This is a genomic window from Acidobacteriota bacterium (assembly GCA_040754075.1).
Classification (GTDB): domain Bacteria; phylum Acidobacteriota; class Blastocatellia; order UBA7656; family UBA7656; genus JBFMDH01.
This window is the reverse complement of the sequence record JBFMDH010000003.1, coordinates 261253-281926: the sequence shown is the minus strand read 5'-3', so window position 1 is coordinate 281926 and position 20674 is coordinate 261253. Positions and strand designations below refer to the sequence as shown.

The window sequence follows — 20674 nt, the reverse complement described above, 5'->3', positions numbered from 1 at the left end:
GCGGACAACTTTTTCATTTGCAAGTTAAAGATTTGGAAGCCTGGTACAAAGAATTTGCGCCCGACAAACCGATTGGCGATATGGTGAACTTAATATGCTTTCGTTGCTGGAAGAACCAGAAGGATTTGGAAAATTCAGATAAACCGGATTTCTGAATCAGCCTTTCAATTGAGTAAGGCTTTCAATTTTTCGTAAACCGCTATGACCCGCTCGCGGGTCTCTTCCATCGTTCCGGTGGTATCGATTTCATAATCGGCGTATTGGCGTTTTTCATCCGATGACATTTGCGCGGCGATGCGGCGTTCGGCATCTTCGCGGCTGATTTGATTGCGCTTCATCAAGCGTTCGACCTGAGTTTCGCGGTCGCAAAACACCACAATCAATTTGTCAAAGCGTTTGTAGCCGCCCGATTCAATCATCAATGCCGCATCGATAATCACAATCGCCTCGGGATTGGCGGCTTCGATGTCGCTAAGCAAGCGGTTCTGTTCTTCAATGACGCGCGGGTGAACGATTTCATTGAGCCGTTGTCTTCGTATGGCATCGGCAAACACAATCGCGCCAAGTTTCACCCGGTCAATGGTTTTGTTTTCCGCAAGCACCCCTTCACCGAATTCGCGTATCACATCCCTGTAAGCCGAAGCATTCGGTTCCATCACCGAATGGGCGATTTTATCGGCGTCAAAGGTGACGCAGCCGAGTTCGGCAAACACCGACACCACATAACTTTTGCCAACCGCGATGCTGCCTGTCAGTCCCACTTTCAACATAACGTTTCTCTGATTCCACCTGCCTTCCCTGACGGTCGGGCGAGGCGCTTATTCTTCCCAGTATTCAACCGGCGCAATCGGCGTGTTCAATTTATCGAGCGCCGTTTTGCCGCCAAAGGTTTTAACAATTTCATCATCAAGATTATCGGCGACGCGCGCAATCGCCGACACGCTGGCGTACAACTCTTCTTTATCCATCGTGTCGCCCAAAATCGCGTGCGTCAACACGATGGTGCCTTTGCCGCTGTCATCAATCGACAGCCCAAATGCCCCCAACACCAGTTTCAAATTGTAACCCAGCAGGTAGCACATCAAAGCTTCGTTGACCTCGATATCAATCACCACGTAAGAGAAGATTTCAACGCAGGTTTGTCGTTCGCCAATCGCTGAAACCCGCACGTAAACAAACGTCGAACCTTCCTGCAAAACAAAGGTATCGTCAATGACCGTCACATTGACTTCGCCGAAAATCTCGAAGAGAAACTGCCGGGTTTTTTCATAAACTTTTTCGTGAGTTGCGGTTTTAAATTCCATCCGGGCTTACTCTTTTCCAAAAACGTCGCGCCAATCATAGAGGGATGGGTTTCAAATTTCAAATTTTTGCTTCGCAGACTCAGTTGCGTGTCGCCTCGCGGCTCGCAAAAACTGATTGTCGAATCGCCGCGCAAACGGCAGAAAGCGATGTTTTTCGCGATAATTTTCCGTCTGGCGCATGGCATTGAATCCGGCAGCCGTGATGATGCGGTGAACAAACGGAAAAAGTGCTGAGGCAGGATAAAAATCAATTCGCTCTAAAACGGTCTGGCGTCTGGCGTCTGGCGTCTGGAACTTTGCGTCTGGCGTCTGGTGTTCGATGTCCGACGTTTGCGCGTCGGAATCCAATTGCTGGAGTTGTGAATCTCCGGGTTGCAACCTCGACAATTTTTTCAAATTGGGCAAATCAATTTTTTGTGGCGCAACCAGAACCAGCCGAGGGTTGATTTGCTCTTGTTCACTCATCTCGCCGGCATAAGCGAGAAGTTCGGCAATCTCTTCGGCGGAACCTGAATGGACGATGAGCCAGCAGGGTCGCGGGTCATGAGTAAACCTTTCTTGAAATGTGCGAACAATAATTTTTTCTTCTTCGCTTAAATCAACCGGCGGGTCTTGGAGTTCGAGAAAGCTCATAGCTTCGGTGTTGGTTAGTAAAAATGCCTGCTGTTCATTTTCGAGAGTTTCGACAAAATAGACCTGCTGAAAAAACGGCGGCTTGCCTTGAATCACTTTTTCATACTCAAACCAGCGCAAATTTCTGGCGAGGTGAATAAGTTTCGCGTTCCCGGGAAAATTGAAATTGCCGAATTCACTGAGGATTCCGCAGGGAAAAGCGTCGAGAAAAATTTCTGTGGGCGCGTATTCAATAAAAGTTTTTTCAAGCCATTGTTGATAACCTTGAAGATCACCGGAAAAGTTTTGCGGAATGCCAATAACCTGAGCGTCACCAACGATGCGGTTGTCCGCAGCAAACGGTGAAGCAGTGACTAGCGCAACCGGTTCATTGATACTCAGCGAATGAATCGCCGAGCGCGCCCGCGTCAAATGCCCAAGCCCACCTCCTGCGGCGTAATAAATTATCATCCTTCGCGCACCAGATTTTCTTCATCAGCAAAATCATAAGCGGGCAAATTTCCCGGCGTTTCCAGAAACATCCGCAAATAGTTTTCCCTTTCGATTTCACTGGTGAGTCGGGTTTGCACCAGCAAGCGGGCACTCTCGCCCATTTGCTTTAAGGTTTCATCACTGACGGTTGCGGCGCGTTCGATTGCCGCGCGGCACTGGTGTGCGTCGCCGGGATAAAAAAGCAGGCTGTTTTCGGCGTCGGTCAACACGTCAGCCATTCCCCCAACTTTTGCAGCCAGGAGCGGCACAGCAAGCGCCGCCGCTTCCAGCAAAACATTCGGCAACCCATCATAAAACGACGCAATAGCTACCAAGTCACAGACGGCGTAATGTGGCAACAATTCATAACGGTCAACAAATGGAAAAATACTGTGGGCAATTTCACTTTCATGGGTTTGTAAAAATTCAATGACCATCGCGTCGAGTTCGCCAACAAAAAGCAGATGAAATTTATCCGCGAGTCCCGAATCCAAAAGCGTTTCTAAAAAAAACAAGCCACCCTTTTTTTGTTTGATGTGCCCGAACATGCCTAGTACGCGACGACCCGCCGCAACATTTTCACTGCGCCAATGCGCTGCGCGCGCGCTATGCGATGGCAACAGTTCCCATTCATCCAGATCAATACCATTGGGAATCCAAATGGGTTGAATCTCAGGAAACAACGCCCTGATCTTTTGCGCTTTATCGCGGCTGACCACGCAAACCTGCGCCGATTTTTTCAAAGCTTCGCGCAACACATCCTGCCGTTTTACGGAAAAGATTGCCGCATCGAAATCATTGCCGCGAATCAAGGTGACAAGCGGCACCCGCGACCACGCTGTATAAACCGAACCGGCAATTAACGGCGTTGTGCCACCGAAAGCAACCAGATGCGAATAGCCGGTTTGCTGTTCGGCAAGAAAATTCCACAATAAATTCATGGCGTGCGGCGCATCATCGCCAAGCGGGCACACCACATCACGCCCGTTTGATTTATTTTCGATTTTAAGTTTGGTTGTGCGATGCGAAAAATGCGCGACATCAATGTTCACGCCCGCTTGCCTTAATGAATGCACAATGCGATCACAGGACTCAGCCATCCCGCCGCGACTCGGAAAATAATTTTCCGTCAGCCAGAGCAGATGAAGCTGTGAAATTCGTTGGTCGTTCATTACAGAAATTAACAGGGATAGACAGGATAAACAGGATAATGAATAAAATTCCTGTTCAGGTTGTCTATCCCTGCTTGAATTTTTCTAACTGTCTAAAAATCCCATGCTCAGAGATTCATCATCGAACCCTTCCGGCGCGGCGCGCTTATCGAAAGCCCGTGTGTCATAGCTGTCGTAATACTGACTGTAATAGAGTCCTGTATAAAACGGCGCGTAGTGCTGGTTTGCATAATAATTATGGCGATAGCTGTGAATGCCGCTTCTGCCGAAGGCATTTTCACCGGCAATCAAATTAGTTTGGTCTTCTTCGGTCATTTGCTGTTGTCGCGCCTGACAATCCAGACACGCAAGGATTTGCCCGCGCATTGAAAGATGTTCCTGGCACACTGAGCGCGAACAATACTGACAGACCTGATATGCGGCGTTGCCACAATCTCTCAAAACAAAAAAACCGCGCTTGATTGCGCACCCGGTCATGGGTTGCATTGCTTCCTCCTTTACGAAACCGGTTTGACCTGCTTGTAAGCTTTGGCAAGCAAATCTAAAAAATCATATAACTTCGCGGGTCTATTCAAATCCGTTGAAAGCACTGTGCGACGCAGGCGCACCGTATCTTTGCCCGTGTCGGATTGCACATTCACTTTTTCATTGGTGGCAGCCTTCAAACCGGTTTTGTCGAAAGTGTATTTCGCGCGCTTGAATTGCAGTCGCGCTTCCAATCGGGATTTGATTTTATGTTTGGTCTTGGTTTTGTATTTACCGCTCGAACGCCGTTTACCTTCTTCGCGTTTGCGTATGCGATCAACCACGCGCATTTGCAATTGCGTCCCGTCGGCAAGCCGCGCGCTTCCCGTGAGCCACACGTCTTGAAAAAATTCTTCTTTGATTTTGCTGCCGGATGCCTGCAACTGCTGCCCTTTTTTTGATAACTGATTGCTGTGCAGCTTATCGGCTACCGTACCGCCGCGCAGGTCCAGGCGCAAATACAGTGACTCGCCGCGCCGCATCTCTTCACGCAAAACCGAAAGCAAGGGCACCACGAATAAACGCAAATGATTCGGCACATCTTTGCGGTGTTTTCCCAAAATCACACTGACGCCGATGAAGATAATCAGCGCAATGACAAAGATGGGAAACAAAATGACATTGCTGACGCCCAGGATGAACAGCAGCACAAGCCCCGCGCAACCACCGCATCCCATCCAACCAACCGTTTTCGATGATGAATCGCGTAGCGAATCGTACTCGGCGACTTTGCCAAACAACACCAGCCAGTCATCGGGGGTTGTGGTTCCTTCAACCATTCGTTCTTTAACAAAAAGTTTCTGTTCGGGGGTGAGCGCCTGTTGCGCCTGCAAAGCCTTCCAGAGATTCATCCCAATCATCCTCGCTTTCGCGTTGAAGGATGCTACAAGAATTCGCTTTACGCAATAGATTTGCCAGTGAGTTCAGGACAAAGCGAATGATAAAGCGCGCGCAACTCGTCTGTAGATTTTTCCCAGGTGAAATGTTCTTCAATCCGTCGGCGCGCGCGTTCGCCCATCGCCTGCAAAGTTTCAGGGTATTCGAGCATTACGCGAATGGCTCTCGCCAAATCCGACGGGCGGTCTGGGCGAACCAACTTCCCATCAATTTTGTCATTGATGATTTCGCGAACCGAGGGCATGTCGGAAGCCACGACCGGCACCCCCGCTGCCATTGATTCAAGAATTTTAAGCGGCGCGCAGCCTTGTTCGAGATTGCGTGAACATTCGATAAGCGGCGCAACGGAAAGCTGCGCGTGTGCGCGAAGCGGCGCGAGTTCGTCTTCTTCCAATGCGAAAAACCAGTGCAGGCGTTCGGCAATTTCAAGTTTTGTTGCGAGCTTTTGATACGCTCTGGCGGTGCGCGGATGCGTGGATGCGCAAATCACCAGATGCAAATCGGTGAGGTCTGCAAGCCGCGCAAAACTTCTCAGCAACACCTCGACACCTTGCCAGCGTTGCAATGCGCCGAAGTAAATCAAATAACGTTCAGGCACATTCGCGGGGCGTGGTGGTTTCGGTTGAATAGTTGCGCCGTTGGCAATCACCGTGATTTTATCCGCATCAACCCCTCGCTTAATCAAATTTTCTTGCAAAGAATGTGAAGGCGTGATGATGGCGTCGGACGCGACAAAACAAAACTGTTCGGCGAGGCGAATTTTATCAAGCGTCGCGGGCGCGAGATTCGGATAAGTGTATGGCAGTTCGATTGAAGGCAAGGCGTTGACTTCAAACACGGTCACATAATTTTTCTTTTCGAGAACCGCAATGCCGCTCCAGACATCGCGGAAATGGCAGAGTTTTAAGGTGTCACGTTGCGCTTTTAATAATTTCCTAAGCGCCCGACCATAAGCCAATGTGCGGTCAAGAAAATTGGCAATCGATTTTGAAAACCGTACGATTTCCACCTGGTCTTCGCGTTGATAAGCCGGAAGCGCGTCATCGCCGAGGACAAAAAGCAGACCGCCATTTGCCGCGTCAAACAGTGTTCCAGCCATCTGATTGATATGAACCGCCGCGCCTTTACGCGAAGGAAACCTGTCAAACGCCGCATAGAGCGCTTGATGATTGAGTTGTAACAGTTCGTTTTTCACACCCGGCTCATGGTGCAACACGTCGCTTTTTAATTACCCAGTTGAATCTGTGAATCACAAAATCAACATCGCATCGCCGTAGCTATAAAACCGGTATTCATTTTTCACGGCGTGCGCGTAGGCTTCCATAATCAATTCGCGCCCGGCAAATGCCGCAACCAGCATCAAGAGTGATGAGCGCGGCAGATGAAAATTGGTTAGGAGACCATTGATGACGCGAAATTCGTATCCCGGATAGATGAATAATTCGGTCTGCTGATAATCGACTGCTTGAAGAGGTGAAGAGGTGAAGAGGTGAAGAGGCGACTCTTTAGCTGCATCTTTTTCCTGCGACTCCTGACTCCTGACTCCTGACTCCTGACGCCTTGCCGCTGATTCAAGCGCGCGGGTGGTCGTCGTGCCGACAGCGATGACGCGGCGATTTTCATGCAATGCGGAATTAATTTTCCCGGCTGCGGCTTGGCTGATGCTGAAACGCTCGGCTTCGACGTGATGGTCTTCGACGCGCTCGACTTTCACCGGTTGAAAAGTGCCGTAACCGACGTGCAGGGTGACTTGCGCCCGGTCAATCCCGCGCGCTTTCAATTGCGCGAAAATTTCCGGGGTAAAGTGCAATCCGGCAGTCGGCGCGGCAATCGCGCCGCGTTCTTTGGCATAGATGGTCTGGTAACGCTCGGCGTCCAGACGCAAAGCTTCGTCGCGTTTAATGTAGGGCGGCAAAGGCGCGCGCCCGATTTCATCAATGATTTGATTGAAATCGCCTGTGGTCGTGAAGCGAATCAAACGTCTGCCCATCTCGCCCCATTCAACGACTTCGGCAGAAAGTTTATCGCTCGCAAATCGCACACGAGTGCCAACCTGCATGGCTTTGCCGGGTCGCACCAAGGCTTCCCATACGAGCGGCTCGATTTCGCGCACTAAAAATATCTCGACCTTTGCTCCAACTTCGCCATCCGGCAACAAACGATTGCCCAGGAGCCTCGCGGGAAAAACCCGCGTGTCGTTGAGCACCAGTAAATCGGTCGGGTTTAAAAAGTCAGGCAGCGATTTGAAAACTGCATCGGTCAGTTTGCCGGTGGCGCGACTGACGACCAGCAAGCGCGATTCGTCACGTTTTGCAGCGGGTTCCTGGGCGATTAATTTTTCCGGTAAATGAAAATCGAAATCCGATACCAACACGTTGCTATTGTAGCCGTTCTACTCGCAACGCCCCAAGTAAGTAACTATAGATTTGGCAATTTTGCTGTTGTAAGATGGGCATCCCGATAAAGATTTTCATATGACCGCTGCCCCCTCACTTCTGCATAGACGTTTTACCTTTCTAACGATCAAGGGAAAAATATGGAAAATATCAATAGCTTATTGAGCATTCTGCACAACCAGAAAGGGCAAGAACTCAAAATGGATGTCGGGCATCGCATCAAACTGATTACCGGCGCAGGCACTTTCGATATGTCGCAAACCCCTTTGACCCAGGGTGATGTGGGAAGCACGATTGCTCCGATTATTCCTGACCCGGTCAGAAACCTTTTAGCTACGCAATCGGAAATCGAGTTCAATTATGAATGTCCGGGAGTGGGTAATTTCGGTGTAAAAGTTCGGCGACTGACCGGCGGGCTATCGGTTAGTTTCGCGCCGGGTGCAGTGGCGTCCCCTGCGGTTCCTGGTCAACCGCAATTGCGCATGACCACCACTTCACCTGCCGCTCAACCTTTCGTGCGCAATTCAACAGCGCCGCTCACTTCGCCAAGACCAAACGGTCAGGCGACGACGGTGACGCGACCTCCTTCGGGCGCATTGGCTTCGACTTCACCTTCCAAAATGGATGACCTGTTTCGCGCAATGGTCGCAGCCGGCGCGTCGGATTTACATCTGAGTTCCAATATGCCGCCACTGATTCGCAAAGACGGACAGATGGTGCCGCTCACTGATACCTACCCGGCGCTTGATTCCACAGCGATGAAGCAGTTGCTGGCTTCGATTATGCCGCAAAAAAATCGTGAGGAGTTTGAGCGGCGCAATGATACCGATTTCGCTTACGAAATCGCCGACCTCGCGCGCTTTCGCGCCAATATCTTTCGCGACCGCAAAGGCATGGGCGGGGTGTTTCGGGTGATTCCCAATAAAATTCTAAGCGCCGAAGATTTGGGACTTTCTCAAGCGATTTTGAAACTTTGCCATTTGAATAAGGGATTGGTTCTAGTTACCGGGCCGACCGGTTCGGGAAAATCCACGACGCTTTGCGCGATGATTGATTACATCAACCGCAATCGTACAGACCACATCATCACCATCGAAGACCCGATTGAATTCGTTCACGAAAATAAAAAATGTTTAATCAATCAACGCGAAGTGCATAACCACACCACGTCATTCAAAGACGCTTTGCGGGCGGCGCTGCGCGAAGACCCGGATATTGTTCTGGTCGGTGAAATGCGCGACCTCGAAACCGTCGCCATCGCAATTGAAACCGCCGAAACCGGACATTTGGTTTTCGGAACTTTGCACACCACGACGGCGGCTTCGACGGTTGACCGCATCATTGACCAGTTTCCACCCGACCGGCAAACCCAGATTCGCATCATGCTTTCGGAATCCTTGCGCGGCGTCATTTCACAAACTCTGCTCAGGAAAAAAGGCGGCGGGCGCGTGGCGGCATTAGAAGTTTTAATCGTCAATCCGGCAATCAGTAATTTGATACGCGAAGCCAAAACTTTTCAGATTCCGTCGATGATGCAAACCAATCGCGGCAACGGCAATGTCATGCTCAATGATGCTTTGATGGATTTGGTCAGTAAGAAACTCGTCGAACCTGATGAAGCCTACGCGAAGGCTGTCGATAAGGCGACCTTTGAATCCATGCTCAAACGCAATAATGTGGATACCAAATTTTTAACCAAACCGGCGCAGGGTTGAACAATGAATCAGTAGCCCGACCGTGAAAAGACCTATCAAGTAAAAAGGCAAAAGTTAAAAGTATGGCGAAGGCAATTTTAACCTTTGCCTTTTTTATTCGCTGACGCCGATGGGCGTTTCATTAACCACCGGAACGGCTTTGGCATCCACCGCATGCAACAAATGATCGCGATGCAGGATAGCAGTGAACTGTACGCCAAATAACATAATCACGCTTGAGGTATAGACCCAGGTGAGCAATGCCACGGCTGCGCCGATTGACCCGTGCAACAAATCGTAATTGAAAAAAGGCAGCAGAAAAGAAAATCCGTATTTTGCGCATTCCCACAACACGCCTGCAATGATGCCGCCGGTCAACGCTTCACGGGTTGAAATTTTTGTATTCGGCAACCATTTGTACATCACGGTAAACAAGGTGATGGTAATGACCATACTCACCAGAACAAATAACGATTGCCACACAAACCCCGAAAACGCCGCGACCTTTTCACCCAATTTAATCGGCAATGAACCGACTGTCGATTGTAAACCGGTGAGCACCGCCGTTGACAAAGCCGAAACTCCGAGCAGCGCGAAGACCAGATTGATCATCGCGAAATTGACTGCGCGCCCGTGCAGAAACGAGCGCGGCGAAGTTCCGTAAATGCGATTGAGCGCCGTTTCAATCACCGAAAATATGCCCATCCCTGCCCACAGCATGCCGATAAAACAGGTGATAATCAGGCGCGTCGAAAGCGACGAGAGCGATTCGAGGTTGTTACGAATAAACCCGTAAGCGACGGGGAAAAAATCGAGCACCTGTTTGAGCACGTAACGTTCGACACGTTCCGGTCCAATCAGACTGTTGCCGATGGTCAGTAAAAACAGCAGACTCGGAAACAGTGCGAGAATTAACGAATAAGAAATTGCCGCTGCCGATGTTGTGAGGTTGTTATCGAGGAAGGACATGAAGGTCCGCCACAAGATTTTTCGTTTTCTTCCGGTTGTCGCCATAACAGCTTCTTGCAGCGAAAATCATAACTGCCCAGCTAAGCGCGGTCAAAGAACCGGTAACCGCGCCCCGAGGTCAATCAATGGTTTCAACTGTTCCCTTTTGCTCTTTCAATTTCATATAGGCATAAACCCGGATCATCACCGCAAGCCAGAGGCTGCCGACAATGTAACCGCCGATGACATCGCTGGGCCAATGCGCGCCAAGATAAACACGCGATAGCCCGATGAGCGCAATCATCCCGCCGAAAAGCAAGGTCAGTATCCAGCGATACACCGGGCGCAAGCGAAAGACATAGGTTAAAAACAGCAGAAAACCAAAAAACACGGTAAAAAAAATCGTATGCCCCGACGGGAAACTATGATGGTCAACGCCTGAGAAGACATTGACCAACTCACCACTCGGACGCGGTCTGCCTATCACAATTTTCATCAACTGATTCACGGTGGCAATCGCAGACACGCCCACCAGACAGATAAAGGCTTCGGGTTTGCGTTTCAGCATTCGCAAAAAAATACTGGCGATAATCACCGTTAAATACGGCGTCCAGCCATTGCCAAGCAGGGTTAAAAAGAGCATCAATTCGCGAAAACCCGGAAGGCTGATGGTCTGCACAAAATTTTCGATACGTAAATCCCAGCCGAAATACGGATGAATAAACGCAAACCCCGCAAGCACCGCATAGATGATGAGCGAGACCGCAAAAGCCCAGGTGGATTTTCGTTTGTACAAGGCTTTGCGTTGCCGTGGCGTGAGTGTTGATGAATTCTCTTTGGTGATAAGGGTTTCAGACATATGCAGAAAATCTATTGATAAATTTTGCCCGATATAAATTTTATACCCCAATTAAAAATCAAATCCCAGAGGAACTTTTTCGGCATCCAGCCGCAAACCCGCATCAAAGCCGGTTGCCTGAGTTGGCTGTCAATCAATCGGCTATGCAATACTTGCTGATTCTCAGTCAAAAAAATTTGAATCGCCAGGACGCAAAATACGCCAAACCATGAAAAAATTTTCCTGGCGCTTTGGCATTCTGGCGGTTCAAGTTAAAACTTGTGAGCCGGTTCAAATCAGGAACCGTGAAAGGCAGTTGTCCGTAAAGGTGTTATGCGATTTCTATCGGTAAGCGCGTTGTGGTGGTTGCTCATCAGCGCCATTATCATTTTCTTCTACCTGCTTAAACTCAAGCGCAAACGGCGTGTGGTTTCAAGTGTCTTCTTGTGGCAACGCGCTTTGGAAGAGATCGAAGCCAACGCGCCGTTCAGAAAATTACGCCGCAGTCTGCTGCTCGTTTTACAACTCCTTGCGCTTGCCGCGCTGGTCTTCGCTTTGGCTCGACCGCTCATTAAAACTCAGGCGCTTGCCGCAGGCAGTTCGATCATCATCATCGACTCGACCGCCAGTATGAGTGCGCGTGACGAAGACGGCGATACACGTCTTCAACGCGCGAAAAAATTAGCCAATGACATGATTGCGAGTCTCGGCGGCAATGACCGCGCAGCGATTATCGAAAGTTCATCGCGAGTGACGGTGCGTTCGACATTGACATCAGACCATGCTGCGCTGCGTTCAGCCATCAATCAGATTCAGCCAACCGATGCGGCGGGAAACCTCGCTGACGCTTTACTGCTTGCCGAACAGTTAGCCAAAGCCGAACGCGACGCCGGTATCGTGGTTATCTCGGATGGCGGCGGTTCATCTGTGGTCACAACCAACAATTTCAATAGCGCGCAAGCTATTCAGCGCGCAACCGCAACCCGTCTGGTGAGCGTCGGCAAACGCGCCCAAAACCTTGGCATTGTGGCGATGAATACGCGGCAAAATCAGGCAACCGGCAAACAGGAACTCTTCGCTTCGATTGCCAATTTCAGCGATAAGGCAGCGACCGTCAATCTCGAACTTAAAATTGAAAACCGGCTCGCGGATGTGCGCACCGCAAACATTGCCGCCAATGAAAGAGCCGCTATGGTCTTTGACACGCTGCCCGCGACCGGCGGACTCGCGGAACTGAGAATCACCGGCGACGAAGACGACCTCGCCGCGGATAATCTCGCTTTTGCCATGCTTGCAGATTCGCGCCGCGTGCGGGTTGCTGTGGTAAGCGATAATCCATTTCTCTTGCAAGCCATCGCGGTCAACTCGGCGGTTGAAGCGCGCAAATTGAATTCCGCTTCTGCGCCGCTTGACGGGTTCGATTGTGTGGTCACTGACGGCGCGATTTCGCAGGAAATCCTTGCAGCCAATAAACCGCTGCTTGCCATCAATCCGCTCGACGTTTCAGGATACTGGCAAACTACAGGACAACTTGATGCGCCGGCGCTAAACACCCTCGACCGCGCCCACCCGGCGAATAGCTATTTAAGTTATGCCGATGTGCATATCGAAACCGCAGCCAAACGCCAAGCCGCTGCCTGGTTGAAAGCGATTGCCGCAAATAATGGTGACGGATTGATTTTCGCCGGCGAACAAAATAAACGGCGTGTGGTGATGCTCGGTTTTGATTTAACCAAAAGCGATTTGCCGCTTAAAGTCGAATTTCCGATTTTCCTGGCGAATTCGCTTTCGTGGCTTGCCGGTCGCGAGAGCTTAAACGAAGAACGGGCGATTCGCGCCGGAGGCGTGGCAACCATTCGCGCCGCGAATACCCAAGCCGAAATCACTACGCCCGCAGGTGATTCAATAGACCTTGATTTACGCGAAGGCACGGCAGCGTTTGCCGATACTTTGCAGGTTGGTTTATACGAAGTGAAAGATGCGCCGGGCTTTGCCGTAAGTTTATTGAACGAAAGTGAATCCAACACGACGCCGCGCGAAGCCATTCAAACGCGCGCCGGTAGCGTAAGCGGCGCGTCGCAAAGTTTCAGCGCCGAACGCGAAATCTGGATGTGGATAATCGTCGCCGTGCTTGCCCTGTTAAGTTTGGAATGGTGGATTTATCACAAACGCATCGCCGTCTGATTTCCGGCAGGGATGTTAGCAATGTCTTAGCTTGAAAAGAAAAAAGCGAAGAGCTAACGTAGCCAAAGAATTTTTAACTTTCGATAAAACTTATGAACTACGAAATTTTCAACGACAACGCTCTGGCGGTTTTTGAGTCCGGCAAAATTGACCGGCGGGTTGATTTGACTTTTCTCGACCCGCCTTTTAATCAGCAGAAAGATTACGCGCTGCACAACGACGCTATGCCCGAAGTAGCTTACTGGCAAATGATGCGCGAGGTTTGCGATGCGGTTTTTCGGCTCACGCAAACCGGCGGCGCAATCTATTTCATGCAGCGCGAGAAAAACAGCGAACAGGTCTTGCGATGTTTGCGCGAGACCGGTTGGGTATTTCAAAACCTGATTATCTGGAAAAAGAAAACCTCGGCGGTTCCCGTGCAAGGCAGATACGGCAAGCAATATCAGATCATCGCTTATGCCACAAAAGGCGCGAAACCGCGCGTTTTTAATCGACTGCGCATCACGCCGCCTCTTCCGGCAAATTACAAATACGACCGTGAAGGCGGCATTTTTGTCACCGACGTTTGGGATGATATTCGTGAATTGACATCGGGTTATTTTGCAGGAGCGGAAGCCTTGCGTCTGGAAAATGGTGAACGCTTTCACAAGCAGCAATCGCCAATCGCTTTGCTGCTCAGAATGATCTTAACCTCAACTTCACCGGGCGATACGGTGCTTGATCCGTTTTCAGGAACAGGAACAACGGCAGTCACCGCTTTGCAAACGCATCGTCAATCCATCAGCATCGAGATAGACCCGAAAAACGCGGCGTGCATTAAAGAGCGTCTGGAAAATTTGCGCGACGCCGATTCCATTCACCCGCTTTACAAAGAATATCTTTATACAGACAACCTGGCAGAAATTTGGGGCGGCAAGATTGACGCTATTGAACCCAAAAAGAAAAAACAAATTGCAACTCTATTTGACAACCAATGAATTCCATTTACCACTTATTCAAATCTCTTTTTAATCAAAAATCCCGCTTCAAGGAAAGTGGCAAGCTTGAAGTTTTTCCTTTTGATGAGAGTTTGTTGTCTTGCAAAAATGCCGGTCAGTTTCCTGATATGGCAATCAAACTCAACAAAGGTGAAAAACTATTTACAGGTGGTGAGTTGATAGAACTGAAAGACAGCGATAGCTATATGGTTTCGTCATTCAACTCAACGATTCCTTCAGGCAAAAAAGAAATTGCAAAAGTCATTAAAAGCGAGAACAGCATCATTCGTCAACAAATGGAAACTGCCGGTGATGACATCAATAGTTTGCCTGTGCGTGAAGTGTTTTATCTGGTGCGCGGTAGAAAAAGAGGCAAGGTTAAAGTTGCTTTGGTTCACGGCAGCTTTTTTGAAACTATCAACACCGAAGAATTGATAAGCAAATCTTTTTCGCAAGTTCTTGAGGAACGTATAAAACAAAGCGGAATAGCAGTTGACGAAGATTTAAAGGAATTACTCATCACAACCTTTTCGGAACAAGAGAGTTTCAGCAAAGTGAGAACTGTGGACAAGGCTTCCGTTAAACTTCGTTTCCGTGTGATGACAGAGGTCAAAGCCGAAGGCAATATTTTAAACTCAACCAAATATCCCGAAATCGCAGAGGACACATTGAATTTAGTGCTACCTTGTCATTCACAGGCAGATGAAGAAATCGCCATTAAGAAAATGAAGCGAGCGTTCAATAAAACCCAACTCGAACAATTCAAAGTCTTTAAACTCAAACATCATTTCAATGGATTTTTTCTGGTTTTCCAAATTAATCTCTGAAAGCCCTCATGAGAATCGAATTTACCAATCCAAGCGCGCTTCTGTTATTGCTGCTGATTCCGGCGGCAATCTATCTGGCGCGACATAGCCTGGCAAATCTCTCGCGTTTGCGGGCGCGCTGGAGCGTTGGGGTTCGCATTGCGATTCTCGTTTTACTGACGCTGGCGCTTGCGGGCTTGCGGGTGCGCACCACTTCGCGTGATCTGGCGTTGATTTTTCTGGTTGACGTTTCGGCAAGTGTCGCGCAAAACCAGCACCAAAGCGCCATTGAATTTATTAACCGCGAGGTCGCTCGTGCCGCGCCGCGTGATTTCATCGGGGTGATTGTCTTCGGGCGCGACGCTTCGGTGGAACTTGCGCCGACTCGCAAAGAAATTTTGGGCGAATGGAAACTGAATGAAATCAGTTCCGCGCCCGCGCGTGATTACACCAACGTCGCGGGTGCCTTGAAACTCGCGGCGGCGCTCGTTCCCGATGAAGCGGTCGGGCGATTGGTGCTGATTTCCGATGGCAATGAAAACCTTGAAAACGCGATTGCCGAAGCCAAGCTACTCAAAGCCGAATCCATCGAAGTTCACACGCGCCTGGTGAGCACCACGAGTGAAACTGCCGCACAACAAGGTGAAATCGCAGTTCGCGAACTCACCGCCCCCGAACAACTCGCCGAAGGCGAAGCATTTGAATTGAAAGCCACGGTTGACAGCACAGTTGACACGGCAGCAAAACTCAGAGTCTTTCGCAATGACACTTTGATTGCCGAACGCGAAGTGCAACTGACCGCCGCCGGTGAAAATGTTTTTGTATTGCCTGAGCGCATCGAACAGAAAGGCTTTTATACCTATCGCGCCGAAATCGAATCACCGAACGTCGATACCTTCGTGCAGAACAATTCCCGCGAAGCCTTTTCATTTGTCGAAGGTCGTCCGAAAGTGCTTTATGTGACGGGCGACGCGCAACCTTCATCGGCATTGATGCGGGTGCTGAGCGAAGGCAATTTCGTTGCCGACCTGAGCCGCGCCGCGCCCGCTTCACTTGCCGGGTTTCAAAATTATGACCTGGTGATTTTCGATAATCTTCCGGCAACGCAACTCACCAAAGAGCAGATGCGCATGACGCAGGCTTATGTCAAAGATTTGGGCGGCGGCTTTCTGATGATTGGCGGCGAACAGAGTTTTGGACCCGGCGGGTATTACAAAACTCCTGTCGAAGAAGTCTTGCCGGTTTCACTCGATGTCCGGCAGAAAAAACATTTTCCGGCGCTGGCGCTGGCGCTGGTAATTGATAAATCGGGTTCGATGTTACAGGTCGAGGGCGGTGGGCGCAACAAGCTGGAACTGGCTCTGGAAGCCGCTTCCACGGCAGTTGATTTTTTATCGGAACGCGACGGAGTGACGATCATCGCTTTCGATAGCGAACCGCAAACGGTGGTTCCGCTCACCAAAGTCGAAAACAAAAAGAAGATCATCGGCGACATTCAAACCATTCAAGCGGGCGGCGGCACAGTGATGTACCCCGGAATCAAGCAGGCATTCGAGACCCTGCAAACCAGTGACGCGCAGATCAAACACATTATTGTTTTGTCGGACGGGCAAAGCGAACCGGGCGATTTTGCAGACATCGCGCAAACCGTGAATCAAGCCGGGATGACGCTATCGACCATCGCTGTCGGTAATGATGCGGATGTAGCCGGGATGCAAACCATCGCCAAAATCGGCGGCGGGCGTTTTTATTTCACCGACCGCGCCGAAACTTTGCCGCAGATTTTCACCCGCGAAGCTTTCCTCGCCTCGCGTTCGACGATTATCGAAGAACCTTTTCAAGCGCGACTGGTGCGTTCAACGCAGGCAACCGAAGGCGTCGATTGGACGCAATCACCACCACTTGGCGGTTATGTCGGAACCGCCGAGCGCGATTCGTTGAACTCTCCTGCGATTACCTCGCTGGTGTCTGACAAAGACGACCCGGTTTATGCGGTCTGGCAATACGGGTTGGGTCGCGCCGCGGCATTTACATCGGATGCCAAAGGGCGCTGGGCTGCGAGTTGGTTGAACTGGTCAGGGTTCGGGCAATTCTGGACGCAGGTGTTGCGCGATACATTAAGAAGGCAAGGCGCAAGCGATTTACAACCGCGCGTCGAAATTAACGCAGGCAAAGGTCACATCACGGTTGAAGCCGTTACGCCGGAGGGCGGATTCAAAAATAATTTGCGCCTGAACGCGCATATCGTCACGCCCGATTTTACGACTTTGGATGTACCGCTCGAACAGACTTCATCGGGGCGTTATGAAGGCGATTTCACGGCAACCGGGCGCGGCGCATATCTCGTTAGTGTCACCGAGGCGGGCGGCGCGGTTGCGCCGGTCACCGGATCGGTGAACTCTTATTCACCCGAATTCAATATCACCAATGCCGATACCAATTTGCTTGCCGAAATCAGCGAAGCGACCGGCGGCGTTCAATTAACTGCTGATACACAGACAAACGAAACAACCAGTCAAGCGAATTTATTTGAACGTCGCACAGACAAAACCAAACCGCGAGAAATTTTTGAAAGTCTATTGTTGCTTGCTGTTTTGCTTTTACCTCTTGATGTCGGCATTCGCCGCGTGAACCTTACACGCGAACAACTGGCGCAGGCGCGTGAGTGGTTACAAGCGAAATTGCGTCGTCAGGTTGCAGTTGAAACCCATGAAGCGACGCTTGCGCACACCCAGCTAAAAAAATCGCGGTCGCGTGTGCGCTTGAGCGAAGATGAAACGACCACCCAGACACCTGTGCCGATTGGCGAATCAAAATCCACTCAACCGCCCGCTTTCATCGCTCAGGAAAGAATTGAAATCATCCGTCAAAAAGAGAGTGAAAAACCTGCACAAGAAGAAACCCGGATTTCCACGCCGGCAACCGCAAAAGAAGCAACTGCCGCACAAACCGAAACCGCGAAGCCTTTATCCAGCCGTTTGCTCGAAGCGCGCAAAAAACGGCGCGAATGACTACTGTCGTGACCTTATTTCCATAATCTGACTTTGAGGACATCGAACTCATGGGCGTTTGCAATTGCGTTTCCTCAGCGCCCGTTGAACAAGCGGTCTTTGACCGCGTCTTCCGGTCGTTCGTGGTCAAAGACCGCTTGTTCAACTTCATAAAATAACTTTGTAAACTTCTCTAAAAACTATCGTCGCGCAAATCGAAGCGTTCTTTCAGCGGGTCGAAATAATGGTCAAAGCCTATCCAGAAACTGCGACTGTGACGGAAGAATAAAAAAGGCAAGGTTGCGCCCATCGCGAACAAAACCAGTAAAATTTTCTGACTCACGGTTCCGGTCACGACGATATAAGTAATCAAGGTTCCCAGTATCAGCGCATTGGTCATCAGCACATTGATATAAATCGCGCCGACGAAATAGCCCTGCTCGCGCTCAAAAATCAATCCGCAAATTTCGCAGTGGTGCTTGATTTGATAAATGCGCCGGTAAAGCGAATCGCAACCGCAATCGGGGCATTTCAACCGCAAAGCCCGCCAAATAATTTTTCTGATTTTCTGTGTCTTCACGATGCGAAAACTATGTGAAACCGCAAGGTCGCGTCAAGACAGATTGTTTTTCCAAATCGAAAGGTGTTTGATGACCACTCGCTCACGCAAAAGCCATTGACCCTGATTGATTTGACACACGCGCCGGATTCGATTTTGATTTACAGGTATGACAGCATTTCAAAAGCTAACCTGGAAAGAAGCGCGAAAACGTTTGCAAAACGGTGTGGTGGCGATATTGCCCGTCGGGTCAACCGAAGCGCACGGGCCGCATCTGCCGCTTGCAACCGATGTGATTATTTCTGAGGAGATGTCCATACGCGCCGCCGAAAAACTCACCCGACAAGGCATCGACGCCCTGGTGCTGCCGCCACTTTCTTACAGCGTCACCGATTTCAGCAGCGATTTTGCCGGCACCATTTCAATCCGCAAAGCCACCGCTACGGCGTTGATTCGCGACATCTGCGTGTCGTTATACCAACAGGGCGCGCGCCTCGTGGTCATCGCCAATTCGCATCTTGAACCCGAACACATTGCCTCTATCAATGAAGCCATCGCCCTAGTTGAACAGGAAACCCGGCGCAAAGTGGCTTTCCCGGATAAACGCCGTCGCCGCTTTGCAGAAAAACTCACCCAAGAATTTCGGCGTGGCGATTGTCACGCGGGCGCTTATGAAACTTCGTTGGTGATGGTTGCCGCGCCTGAGTTGGTGCGCGAACCAATACGCGAGCAACTTGAGCCTGTGAATATTTCGATTGCCGATAAAATTCGTGAAGGCGTGACGACCTTTAACCAGGCGGGCGCAAGTGAAGCTTATTTCGGCAACCCCGCTGAAGCTTCGTGCGCCGAGGGCGAAACGACTTATGACACGCTTTCGGATATGCTGGTCACCGCAACGCTTGAAACGCTTGCTGAAATAGACGCCTAGTGCGATTGCTTTTACTCATCACCGCCACGTAAGCGTCGCCGTCAAAGACCGCTCCCTCAACACTCCCTCAGCCTGTGATTGCGATTTCCCAACGACGCGGTCAGAGACCGCTCACTAAACGGTGTTTAATTTTTTCTATCGAAAACGGCTCTAATAAAAAAAGGGCGAAGCAAATTTTGCCTCGCCCGGGATGGGGTAAACAATGCCGTAGCTTTCAAACTTTATTGTTCATTATTCCTTTTGACCTTTTCCCGCACCATTTCTCTTTCCAAATCCAATTTCATTTTTGGCGAGACGGACTCTTTAACCGTGTAATCCGCAGGCACTTCAAAAAGCGACCGCGCCGGCTCCAAACGGTTGATGTTGGTCAAGCGATAAGTCATTTCACCTTGTCGCGGATCGGTGTGCTTGCGCATCACCACGACTTGCAGTTCCGGTGAGTACCACTCTTCGGTCACCACGTTAATCGGTCTTTCGTTACCGATTTCACCCGCAGGAATGGTAAAGGTTGTGCGTTTACCTTCAGCCATGACGCCTTCAATGTTTTGTGTACCGAGCGATTCCGTCGTAACTTCGCGTTTCATTTTTCCAACGCGGAAGTGCGAGCCGTCGGCGCTGATGTCAAACTTGGCTCCGGCTGCGACTCCGGCTGCAAATTCGGCTTCAGTCCTCGCCATTTCTTTACTCGCTTTCATCTTCTCGTCAATTTTCGCCTTCATCTCGGCGTCCACTTTATCAGCACTTTTCCAATGCACTGTGCTGCCTTCGCTCTGTTTGTAGATGAAGGTTGCGCCTTCGCCCTCTTTACCTTCTGGGCGATCTTCGCGAATGAAAGTGGCGATTTTGCGGGCTGATTTGGAACGTTGGTCGAGAATGTATGTGGTTCCGGCAACCGGATCGTGAATGAAAACGGTTTGCGGCGGTTCGCCTGCGGCGGCAAAGGGACCGATGCCGCCGATGGTTTGATCCTGACGTGTGCGGCCTTCGCTGTCGCGATAAATATCCTGTGTGGTTTTTTGGATTATGCGGTTGCCGTCGTTTAAGACCTGAATGTTTTCGGTTACAGCCTGCGCCGAATAGGGCGCGCCTTTGACGATTTTACCGCCGAAACTCGCTTCCGATGCGATATAAGTAAAAGTATCCGCGCCGCTGACAAAGGTCACACCCCCGACGCGCTCACGCATCGGAGCCTGTGCGCCAACGACAACGACATCTTTTTCGCCTTGCGCTTTAGTGGCTTTTTCCTGTTTGGCGGTTTGCGCCATTGACGCGCCGGTTGATGACAACAGGGTTACAGCGCACACCAACGCCAGAATCATTTGCTTTCGATTTTTCATTGACTGATCTCCTTA

At 50.3% G+C, this 20674-nt stretch carries 18 protein-coding genes; 6 read left to right on the top strand and 12 right to left on the bottom strand.

Going from position 1 to position 20674, the window contains the following annotated elements; translation table 11 throughout:
• Positions 1-164: 164 nt before the first annotated feature.
• From coaE to queA, 8 genes are all read right to left on the bottom strand, one after another.
• Positions 165-770 carry a dephospho-CoA kinase gene (coaE, locus tag AB1757_04985; GenBank protein ID MEW6126399.1) on the bottom strand — a complete coding sequence of 202 codons (606 nt, stop codon included), beginning with the start codon at positions 768-770 and terminating at the stop codon, positions 165-167.
• A gap of 48 nt (positions 771-818) precedes the next feature.
• Complete coding sequence (locus tag AB1757_04980) at positions 819-1304, bottom strand: hypothetical protein (protein MEW6126398.1); 486 nt, start codon at positions 1302-1304, stop codon at positions 819-821.
• A 51-nt stretch (positions 1305-1355) separates the two neighbouring features.
• Positions 1356-2387: a hypothetical protein gene (locus tag AB1757_04975; protein MEW6126397.1), complete on the bottom strand. Its 1032-nt coding sequence runs from the start codon at positions 2385-2387 to the stop codon at positions 1356-1358.
• A complete protein-coding gene (locus AB1757_04970) occupies positions 2384-3580 on the bottom strand; it encodes a glycosyltransferase family 4 protein (protein MEW6126396.1) in 1197 nt (398 codons plus the stop codon). The genes AB1757_04975 and AB1757_04970 overlap by 4 nt, the downstream gene beginning before the upstream one ends.
• 84 nt (positions 3581-3664) lie before the next feature.
• Entirely contained in the window at positions 3665-4066 is a 402-nt protein-coding gene (locus AB1757_04965) for a hypothetical protein (protein MEW6126395.1), read from the bottom strand.
• 11 nt (positions 4067-4077) lie between these two features.
• Positions 4078-4956, bottom strand: coding sequence for a hypothetical protein (locus tag AB1757_04960; protein MEW6126394.1), 879 nt, complete (start codon positions 4954-4956; stop codon positions 4078-4080).
• Between the two features lie 47 nt (positions 4957-5003).
• The gene (locus tag AB1757_04955) at positions 5004-6197 is read right to left on the bottom strand and encodes a glycosyltransferase family 4 protein (protein MEW6126393.1); all 1194 of its coding nucleotides are present in this window, start codon (positions 6195-6197) and stop codon (positions 5004-5006) included.
• Between the two features lie 54 nt (positions 6198-6251).
• On the bottom strand, positions 6252-7376 hold the full coding sequence (queA, locus tag AB1757_04950) for a tRNA preQ1(34) S-adenosylmethionine ribosyltransferase-isomerase QueA (protein MEW6126392.1): 1125 nt from the start codon (positions 7374-7376) through the stop codon (positions 6252-6254).
• Between the two features lie 162 nt (positions 7377-7538).
• Between queA and AB1757_04945 the strand changes: the two genes are divergently transcribed.
• The gene (locus AB1757_04945; protein ID MEW6126391.1) at positions 7539-9113 is read left to right on the top strand and encodes a type IV pilus twitching motility protein PilT; all 1575 of its coding nucleotides are present in this window, start codon (positions 7539-7541) and stop codon (positions 9111-9113) included.
• A gap of 93 nt (positions 9114-9206) precedes the next feature.
• On the opposite strand, the gene AB1757_04940 is transcribed toward AB1757_04945, so the two are convergent.
• Both AB1757_04940 and AB1757_04935 read right to left on the bottom strand, forming a co-directional pair.
• On the bottom strand, positions 9207-10061 hold the full coding sequence (locus tag AB1757_04940; GenBank protein ID MEW6126390.1) for a YihY/virulence factor BrkB family protein: 855 nt from the start codon (positions 10059-10061) through the stop codon (positions 9207-9209).
• Between the two features lie 118 nt (positions 10062-10179).
• On the bottom strand, positions 10180-10899 hold the full coding sequence (locus tag AB1757_04935) for a phosphatase PAP2 family protein (GenBank protein ID MEW6126389.1): 720 nt from the start codon (positions 10897-10899) through the stop codon (positions 10180-10182).
• A gap of 312 nt (positions 10900-11211) precedes the next feature.
• Between AB1757_04935 and AB1757_04930 the strand changes: the two genes are divergently transcribed.
• From AB1757_04930 to AB1757_04915, 4 genes are all read left to right on the top strand, one after another.
• Positions 11212-13062 (top strand): VWA domain-containing protein, encoded by a 1851-nt coding sequence (locus AB1757_04930; protein MEW6126388.1) that lies wholly within the window; start codon positions 11212-11214, stop codon positions 13060-13062.
• Positions 13063-13154: 92 nt separating this feature from the next.
• Positions 13155-14039, top strand: coding sequence for a site-specific DNA-methyltransferase (locus AB1757_04925; protein MEW6126387.1), 885 nt, complete (start codon positions 13155-13157; stop codon positions 14037-14039).
• Positions 14040-14134: 95 nt separating this feature from the next.
• The gene (locus AB1757_04920) at positions 14135-14866 is read left to right on the top strand and encodes a hypothetical protein (GenBank protein MEW6126386.1); all 732 of its coding nucleotides are present in this window, start codon (positions 14135-14137) and stop codon (positions 14864-14866) included.
• 8 nt (positions 14867-14874) lie between these two features.
• A complete protein-coding gene (locus AB1757_04915) occupies positions 14875-17856 on the top strand; it encodes a VWA domain-containing protein (GenBank protein ID MEW6126385.1) in 2982 nt (993 codons plus the stop codon).
• 172 nt (positions 17857-18028) lie between these two features.
• Here the strand turns inward: AB1757_04915 and AB1757_04910 are convergent, their stop codons facing one another.
• On the bottom strand, positions 18029-18415 hold the full coding sequence (locus AB1757_04910) for a DUF983 domain-containing protein (protein MEW6126384.1): 387 nt from the start codon (positions 18413-18415) through the stop codon (positions 18029-18031).
• A 148-nt stretch (positions 18416-18563) separates the two neighbouring features.
• On the opposite strand from AB1757_04910, the gene AB1757_04905 reads away from it, so the two are divergent.
• Positions 18564-19322 carry a creatininase family protein gene (locus AB1757_04905; protein ID MEW6126383.1) on the top strand — a complete coding sequence of 253 codons (759 nt, stop codon included), beginning with the start codon at positions 18564-18566 and terminating at the stop codon, positions 19320-19322.
• 221 nt (positions 19323-19543) lie between these two features.
• On the opposite strand, the gene AB1757_04900 is transcribed toward AB1757_04905, so the two are convergent.
• The gene (locus AB1757_04900; GenBank protein ID MEW6126382.1) at positions 19544-20659 is read right to left on the bottom strand and encodes a hypothetical protein; all 1116 of its coding nucleotides are present in this window, start codon (positions 20657-20659) and stop codon (positions 19544-19546) included.
• Positions 20660-20674: the final 15 nt, after the last annotated feature.